Below are 4382 nucleotides of genomic sequence, written 5' to 3'. Positions count from 1 at the left end.
CCGCGGGATTCTTCTCTGGCCAAGGCCGGTGCCACCAGGGCTCGGGCTACCAGCGTGGCGTGGGGGGACAGATTCTCAAGTTCACGCTGCGCCCGCTGCAAGCCGGCGCGATCGCGCAGCACATAGACATCGCGGCTCATGATTTCCTGGATTTTTTCCAGTACCGTCGGCTCAATGACCACCGGCTGAGGAATCGCTGCCGGTTTCGCCACCGGGCGCCGACGCAGCTGTGGCAGGTCCACTTCCGCCAACTGCTGGGCAACTAAACTGCCCATGACCAAAGCCTCCGTCAGGGAGTTGGAAGCCAGGCGGTTTGCGCCCTGTACCCCGGTACACGCCACTTCCCCAATGGCATAGAGCCCCGCCACGTTCGTCTGACCGCTCATGGTGGCCGCAATTCCGCCGCAATAGTAGTGGGCTCCGGGGCGAACCGGAATGGGCTCGGTGATGGGGTCTACCCCGCGGCTGGAAACCAGCTCATAGATGGTGGGGAACATTTCTTTCCATTTCTGTGCCCCGAAACTGGTGGCATCCAGGTAGAGGTGATCCAAACCGTGAGCCACCATATATTCCTGTTCTGCCGCCGAAACCACATCACGCGGCGCCAAGTCCTCTTGGGGATGAACCCCGCGCATGACCCGGTTGCCCTGCCCGTCCACCAGGAAAGCGCCTTCCCCGCGCACTGCTTCGGACACGAGCACCCCACGGTCGCCCTTAACTTTAACGGGCGGTACAAAAATGGTGGGGTGGAACTGCATAAATTCGAGGTCGCGGCCGATGGCTCCGGCGCGCAGGGCTGCTGCCAAACCGGCTCCGTTGACAACCCCCGGGTTCGTGGTCGCGTTCCACAGCTGGCCGATTCCGCCGGTCGCGAGGATGACCGCAAAAGCGGAAACGACCCCGAATCCGCGTCGGGAATCCCTTACCGTGGCACCGCAGGCGCGGCCGTCTCTATCGGCCAGGACATCACACAACTCGCAGTCTTCCAGGACTTTCAGTTCACCTTGTCCGCCGGTGTTCCAGGTCGCACCGTCCATAGCGGCAATATTTTTCGCCAGCGTAATCTCGATTTCGTGACCCGAAGCGTCCCCGTTGGAGTGCAGGATGCGCCGCGCGGAATGCCCCCCTTCCAGGTGCAAGTCGATTTCCCCGGCTGCGTTGCGGTCGAAGCGCGCTCCGATACTCATCATCCACTGCAGGGCTCGCGGGGCTTCCTGAACCAGGGTGCGTACTGCCGTCTGGCTGCACAAGCCTGCCCCTGCCACGATGGTGTCTTCGTAGTGGGCTTCGGGAGTGTCTTGCCGATCCCAAACCGCAGCCAACCCCCCTTGTGCCCAGTCGGTAGAGCTGGCGGTCAGGTCACTTTTCGTCACCAGTACACAATCGACCCCGGCAAAAACCAGGTTGATTACGGCGCTCAAGCCCGCCGCACCGGAGCCGACTACCAAGACCGGGGTCGTCATTGTCCAGTTGACATCCATGGGAGTGTGTTCCGGCGTCTAGTGCTGTTGGGGCGAGGCGGTGTTGCCGATGGCAATCATGCGCTGCACGCTGGCTCGGGCGCACGCGGCGATATCTTCATCCACAAAGACTTCGTCGCGACCGTTTTCCAAACAGCTGACCAAGTTTTCCAAAGTGGTTTGGTTCATGTACGGGCAGGCCGCCTGGGGCATGACCGGTTCAAAAGTGACCTCTGGATTGGCTTTGCGCAGCGGGTGAAGCATCCCGACCTCGGTGGCGACCAGCACTCGCGAACCTTTCGGGGCTTTTTTCGCCTCCGAGAGCATTCCGCCAGTCGAAAGCACCTTGACCTTTTCCGGGCTGAGTTTGCCGGCCTCGATGAGGTCCACGGCTGCTTGTGTGCCGCCGCATTCGGGGTGAATGTAGACATCCGCATCCCCTGCGGCAAGGATTCCTTGCATCAATATGTCGGGGGTCATCGCGGCGTGAACATGACAGGCTCCGTCCCAGGTCACCAGGTTTTTCCGGCCGGTCACGCGCCGCACGTGCGCCCCCAAGTTACGGTCGGGACAGAACAGAATTTCGGTTTGCGCCGGAATCGAGTTCACCACGTCAATAGCGTTGGCCGAGGTGCAGCAAACATCGGTTTCTGCTTTCACCGCGGCGGTGGTGTTTACGTAACTGACCACGACCGCGCCGGGGTGGGCGGCTTTCCAAGCCCGCAGCTGCTCGGCAGTAATGCAATCCGCCAGCGAACATCCCGCGGTGGCGTCAGGAATCAACACCCGCTTTTGCGGGGAGAGGATTTTGGCGGTTTCCGCCATGAAGTGGACACCAGCAAACACGATGGTGCCCTGCGGGGCTTCGGCAGCCAAACGAGACAGAGCCAGGGAATCCCCGGTGAAATCCGCCACGTCTTGAACTTCGCCGGATTGGTAGTTATGCGCCAGAATCACGGCGTCTTTTTCCTGAGCCAGCTGGCGGATACGTTTTTGGAGGTCTTGAGTTTCTGTGGCGCTTCGAGTCATGGTGGTCGCTTTCCTTCCTGAAGTTTCCCGGACGGCTTACCTGACACAGCTCGCGAAGATTCGAGTCACTTTCGTAATAACATTGCTTCCGATTATAGAACCCTTTATAACCGGCTTTTTCACCAGGGCAGATGAGGGGAAAGAACTGGCTTTGTCGCGCGGGCAAATTTATGGGAAAATTGGACAACCGCCACTTTAGCTCAGTTGGTAGAGCACCCGCCTTGTAAGCGGACGGTCAACAGTTCGAGTCTGTTAAGTGGCTCCATTCAGCCGGTTTCCCCGAGTGGCTCTCAGTAGCACCTCAGACCAAGATGAAAGCCGCCGCCGCTAGCCCCAGCAGCAACATCCCCAGGATGAGACGACGCACCGGGGTGGGCAAAGCCGCCCGCAGCACTCGCCGGGCGCCAATCCGCAGCGGAGCGCTGAGCGGAATCCACCACGCCACCAGCAGCGCCGCCCCGGACAGGGCTTGTGTGATATAAACCCTTTTTGGAACGATTGTTCCAAAAAGGGTAACCGTGTCGGGCAGTTCGGTGGGCAGCGTAACCCTGTTACCGCCCAGGATTTCTCCCGCCAGAAACAGCGCGGCTGCCACGATGACGGCGGCTGACAGGGTGCTGGCCAGGCCTTTGATGAACGCTGCGGGCAAGGAAAGAATTTTTCGGGTCGAACGCCAATGCCAGCCCGCCACCGCCGCTATCCAAAAGCCAAACACCGCGATGACTCCCGATACTGCCGGCCGCCACGGAACCCACGCTGCCCAGGCTAGTGCGCCTGCCAGTCCTAGGAACGGTAACGCACCCGGGGCGGGCTTGGCACCAGATTCCTCCGCCACACCGCCGGCAGAGGCGTCTGGCTCGACAGCCGTTTGGGGATCCGGAAAATCCATGTCCCCCCAGGTGTCAGCGACACCGCCGGTTTCGTCCGCGGACCATTCCGGAGCGGATTCCATCCCGGCGGAGGGGTCCTCCACCCCCACCGGATTGTACCGACCATTCAGTTCTTGGGGCATGAGCGCGGTGTATCCCGGTTCGTTCGAGGTCGTAGAGGTCAGAAGCGCGGTCGCGGCGGTTTCTGCGTCGGTCGCACCAGACCGGACGGCCTGGAGCAGTTCGGCAAAATCCGCGCTTCGCTGCGCCTGAGGAGCCAAAGCCCGACGAAAAACCTCGGCCAAGGGTGCCTCTAAACCGGTCACGTCCGGATTCCCGGCTAAAACCCGCGAGACAATCACCGTGGGTGAGCCGGTTCCAAAAGGGGGCCGTCCGGTCAGGGTAAACAGCAACAGTGCCGCTAAAGCCCACCAGTCGTCAGCGAAATCCGCTTTCTGACCCTCGATGACCTCAGGTGAGATAAATCCTGGAGTTCCCACCACCAAGCCGGTTCGCGTCAATCCGCTGGTGTTTTCCAACACGGAAGAAATCCCGAAGTCAATCAGCACTGGACCATTCGGTCCAAGAATTACGTTGGCGGGTTTGATGTCGCGGTGGCAGATTCCGGACTCATGCACCGCCCGCAGGGTGGCGGCCAACAGGGTCCCCAGTTCCAAAGCATCTTCGCGCTGCCAAGCGCCGGAAACCCGCACATCCTCCGCGAGAGTCGGACCGGGGACATATTCCGTAACTATAAAAGCATCGACCCCATCGACTTCCAAGTCCATCACGGTCGCGACCCCGGGAACATGGACCCGTTGCAGAGCCAACGCCTCCGAGCGCAGACGCTCGCGGGCATCCCCATCACGCTGCCCCAGGTCAGCGCCAGGAGCCAACAGTTTAAACGCAACCGGATTACCCCCACCGTCATGAGCCAGATAGACGGTAGCAGAGGCACCCGTTCCGAGCCGGCGCTCCAAAACGTACCCGCCTATTTCGGCACCCAATAACTCGGCGTTTGCGC

3 protein-coding genes and 1 tRNA gene are annotated in these 4382 nt (G+C 60.9%); 1 reads left to right on the top strand and 3 read right to left on the bottom strand.

Features of this window, described 5'->3' with window-relative positions:
* Together Q0X47_RS08390 and nadA are read right to left on the bottom strand one after the other, a co-directional pair.
* The coding region (locus Q0X47_RS08390; RefSeq protein ID WP_297724989.1) for an L-aspartate oxidase at window positions 1–1481 on the bottom strand (1481 nt) is incomplete at its 3' end.
* 18 nt (window positions 1482–1499) lie between these two features.
* Complete coding sequence (nadA, locus tag Q0X47_RS08385) at window positions 1500–2489, bottom strand: quinolinate synthase NadA (RefSeq protein WP_297724986.1); 990 nt, start codon at window positions 2487–2489, stop codon at window positions 1500–1502.
* Between the two features lie 189 nt (window positions 2490–2678).
* Between nadA and Q0X47_RS08380 the strand changes: the two genes are divergently transcribed.
* Window positions 2679–2754, top strand: a tRNA-Thr gene (locus tag Q0X47_RS08380).
* 36 nt (window positions 2755–2790) lie between these two features.
* Here the strand turns inward: Q0X47_RS08380 and Q0X47_RS08375 are convergent.
* On the bottom strand, window positions 2791–4382 hold a 1592-nt coding region (locus Q0X47_RS08375; protein WP_297724984.1), incomplete at its 5' end, for a serine/threonine-protein kinase.

Origin of the sequence: uncultured Mobiluncus sp., assembly GCF_947254095.1 — a bacterium.
GTDB lineage: Bacteria > Actinomycetota > Actinomycetes > Actinomycetales > Actinomycetaceae > Mobiluncus.
The sequence above is the reverse complement of the archived record's forward strand: the minus strand, read 5'-3'. Positions and strand labels throughout refer to the sequence as shown.

Coding starts and splice junctions, on each gene's coding strand:
- nadA (WP_297724986.1), bottom strand. CDS start 2,489: ATGACTCGAAGCGCCACAGAAACTCAAGACCTCCAAAAACGTATCCGC.